Genomic DNA, 3,853 nt, shown 5'->3' on the forward strand with positions numbered 1-3,853 from the left:
CGGGCCATAAAAGCGGAGAAAACAGCAAAAAGAGCCTCAAATATATTTAATTCTAAGCGCGATAAATAATGAAAAAAAATTGGTTATTCATATTAGTTTTTGTTTTAGGTTGTGCAGATAAAAAAGAAGGAAAAAAGGAGGGTAGCTTCTTCAATGAAAAAACTTATTCTAAAAAAGAATTAATAAAACGGGCTAATTCTTCTTATGAAAAAGATAATTTTAAAGAATCAATAAGGTATTTTACCCATTTAATAAATATTGATTCTTTAAATGGGGAGTATTATTTTAAAAGAGGTTACTCATATTCTGATATTGATAGTTTGGAAGCATCCATAGCTGATTACTTAATTGCTATAAGAATGGACTATAGAGCTGGATCGGCCTACTTAAATATGGGGTTAAATTACACAGTGCTATTGGACGATTCTTTGGCTTTATTTTGTTATTATAAATCTTTACAATTTGCTTCTGACAAGGAAAAAATTTGGAATCTTATGGCAGAAAGTAAAAAGAGTCAAGAGGAAAGAAATATGCGAAGAAATGAATCAACTCTTTTCAGTGAAATGATGGATAGTATTAAGTTTGAACATAGGAAAAGGTTGACAAATCATGTGATGGCCAAAGATGAGATAAAGAATTTTTTTGAGGAATATGAACAATGGGCAAAAGTATTTTAAGAAAATAATATCTGCTTTAGTAATTCTTACTTTTTTAAAATTTTATAGGAGTATTGGTTTAATTAAAACTAATGTTTTTGGTGAAATCCTAAATGTTTCATTAAGTTGTTAAAACTTATATCAAAGCCTGATTTTTGGAAAGTCAGGCTTTTTTTAGTTCATAGGTTTATGCAGGGGAATAGACCTAAGCATTGTTCGTGCTGTTAAGGCTACCTATTGTTTTAATCCATAGTTATATTAAGAGTTTTTTATTCGGGAATCGAAGTGTCCCAAAGAAAGGAAGTTCGATCCAGTGGTAGGGATTATTTCTTTTTTTGGTAAAGCGAACACCGCACCTGGGGTAGGCGTTGAGGTCTCAGATAAATCCAAGGTTCCTGTTTATGTATGAAATACCATTAATGGTGCTGGCCTTCTTCAAAAAGGTTAAAATATGGGTTATGCCGGTGTAGCTTTTGGTGCTTTAAAATGGGGAGTAAGTTTGTATTTTCAATGGGAAACCACTTCTATAGAGTTATTATATGAAATTGGTACTAGTGATAAAATGATGAATGACGTTTATATCAATAGTATGAAGGAAGCACGAGACTACTATAAAATGGCCATAAGTTATCAAAGAGCTGGAAATTACAAAGCTTCAGAAAGGTGGATGGAAAGAGCTATAAAAGCAGAGGGAACTGCAGAAAAGGCTAATCGTATATTTAAGCAAAAAAATCGATGAATAAACTTTATTTAATTTTCTTAATATTTGGTCTTAGTTGTGTAAATCAAAAGGAAGCAAAAGAAGAGGACGAAAGATTTAATCAAAGTAATAACACCAAGGAGGAATTAGTTAAACTGGCAAAGTCTTCTTATGAAAGCGACGACTTTGGAGAAGCTATTAATTACTTTACACAACTTATTAATTTAGACTCCTCAAAGGGAGAGTACTATTATAAAAGAGGGTTCTCTTTTGCTAGTATAGATAGCACAGAATCTTCTATTGCTGATTATTTAATTGCTGCCAAATTAGATTATAGACCAGATGATGCCTACTTTAATATGGGATTAAATTTTAGAGTAATATGGGATTATCCTTTAGCTATATATTGTTTTCATAGATCTCTACAGTTGGACCCAGAGGCTACAGATGCAATTCAAGAAATAGCGGAATGTAAAAGAAAACAAAAAGAAAGGACAATCCGCCGAAGTGAATCACCCATGTATAAGGAAATGAGTGATAGTATTAAATTTGAACACAGAAAAAGGTTAGAAAGTCAGGAGATTGCCAAAGAAGAGATAAAGAAATTTTTTGAAGAATATGATCAATGGGCAAAAGTATTTTACGAGAAATAAGCTCGGTTTAAATAAGTCTTACTTTTAGAATTTCATTGTAGCATAGGTTTAGTTCAAGATCATGATATAAAATCACCTCTTGAATTTCCTTTAAGGAGCAACAAGAGGTGTTTTTTAATGAGGTTTCCCAAAAACTAGGGGAAATTAAGTTTGATGGGCAATCCTAAACAACAATCATTTATTTGAATTGTACCATTTAAGTTTAATAGACCACCATGCGTTTGGTTTCTACTAAATTCCCATCTGTATACAGACTATAAAGATAAGTACCTGCCGCATAATTTTTTAGGTCTAACCAGATTTCTCCTTCTCCTCTATTTGAAATAGCCATTTGCTCTATTAGTATTCCATTGTTATTCAAGATCTTCAGCTCCGCCTTTTCTATTGAATGGGGTATATTGTATTTTATTGTTGTCCCTTCTCCGCTAGGGTTCGGACTGTTTTGTTCAATGGTAGCAACTGATTCCACTATTTGACTTTGGGTAAAAGTGGCGGACTGGCCTACTGTCGGCTGACTAACCTGCTCTTCCAAATTGTCCAATCTTTGTGCTAACTCTAACAATAGGCTTTGTTGTTCATCAATTAAAGCCTGCTGCTGATCAATTAGAGCTTGCTGTTCGCTAAGGATAGGAGTCAGGTCCACTTGGGCAGAGGCTCCTCCTTCAATGTCAATTTGTAAAACCATCCCATTTAAAGTAGCTCCCGTTAGGTCCTGAACATCGGAAGACTCATTAAATTGCAGACCAGAAAGGTCCACACTATTTCCTCCGGAAATTGACAAAATATTTTCAGAAAGGTTTAATTCTGGGTTTTCTCCTCCCAAGTTTTGCCATGCGCTTCCATTCCAGCTTTTTAATTGTTGTTTTTCTATATCATAAACCAGCATGCCGGATTCTTCACTTCCTAAATTATCCCCAAAGCTGTTGCGCTGATCAGTAGTCATCCTATTGATGAGCAGGCCTTTGTTATTTTCTGCCAGCTCCAATGAAGTATTTGGATTAGGAGTGGTTGTGCCTATGCCCACACTAATACGGCTTTGCTCCTGCGTTCCTCCTATTATCAGGCAGTTATCGCAATCAGCTTGAGCACCTGCCCCTAGGGCAATGGCATAGTTGGAAGGCTCTTCGTCCGTTCCTACTTGTGCCTGAGCCCCCAAAGCCAGGGAATTTGCCCCAATCACCGTTACCTCACTTCCAATACCCACGGGATAATCGCTGCTAATGTTGGCCATATAGCCTAAACCAATATTGTAGCTTCCTTCGGAATTAGAGTAACCGGCCCTATAGCCAAAAAAGTTATTGTGGATTCCTGTGGTATTATTGTAGCCGGCCCGACTTCCCAAAAAGTTATTATGATAACCTGTGGTATTATTGTAGCCGGCCCAACTTCCCAAAAAGTTATTGTAATGTCCTTCGCTATTAGAGCGGCCCGCATTCTGCCCTAAAAAGTTATTGTTTGATCCTGTTGTATTTGAGCTGCCAGCCATATAACCAAAAAAGTTATTGTATTCTCCAGTGGTATTATTGAAACCGGCCGAGATTCCCAAAAAGTTATTGTTAGAACCTGTGGTATTATTGTAACCGGCAGATTTTCCCAAAAAGTTATTGAAGTTTCCTTCTGTATTTGCGCGTCCGGCTTTAGCCCCCAAAAAGTTATTGTGGGATCCTGTGGTATTTAAGAAACCGGCCTCATTGCCCGAAAAGTTATTGTCGTCTCTGTGGTATTATTGTAACCGGTCGCGGCTCCTAAAAAGTTATTGTTTTCTCCTGTGGTATTATTGTAACCGGCCATATAACCAAAAAAGTTATTAAAATAACCTGTGGTATTATTGTAGCCGGATTTGT

General features: G+C 36.0%; 4 protein-coding genes. 3 read left to right on the forward strand and 1 reads right to left on the reverse strand.

The window, feature by feature from the left end; all coding sequences use genetic code 11:
• Positions 1–68: 68 nt before the first annotated feature.
• From E1171_RS06810 to E1171_RS06820, 3 genes are all read left to right on the forward strand, one after another.
• Positions 69–677 carry a tetratricopeptide repeat protein gene (locus E1171_RS06810; protein ID WP_155205258.1) on the forward strand — a complete coding sequence of 203 codons (609 nt, stop codon included), beginning with the start codon at positions 69–71 and terminating at the stop codon, positions 675–677.
• A 430-nt stretch (positions 678–1,107) separates the two neighbouring features.
• On the forward strand, positions 1,108–1,395 hold the full coding sequence (locus E1171_RS06815; RefSeq protein WP_155205259.1) for a hypothetical protein: 288 nt from the start codon (positions 1,108–1,110) through the stop codon (positions 1,393–1,395).
• Entirely contained in the window at positions 1,392–2,009 is a 618-nt protein-coding gene (locus E1171_RS06820; protein ID WP_155205260.1) for a tetratricopeptide repeat protein, read from the forward strand. The genes E1171_RS06815 and E1171_RS06820 overlap by 4 nt, the downstream gene beginning before the upstream one ends.
• 202 nt (positions 2,010–2,211) lie before the next feature.
• Here the strand turns inward: E1171_RS06820 and E1171_RS06825 are convergent, their stop codons facing one another.
• Complete coding sequence (locus E1171_RS06825; RefSeq protein WP_155205261.1) at positions 2,212–3,657, reverse strand: T9SS type A sorting domain-containing protein; 1,446 nt, start codon at positions 3,655–3,657, stop codon at positions 2,212–2,214.
• Positions 3,658–3,853: the final 196 nt, after the last annotated feature.

Source organism: Xanthovirga aplysinae, from assembly GCF_009711365.1.
In the GTDB taxonomy this organism is placed as follows: domain Bacteria; phylum Bacteroidota; class Bacteroidia; order Cytophagales; family Cyclobacteriaceae; genus Xanthovirga; species Xanthovirga aplysinae.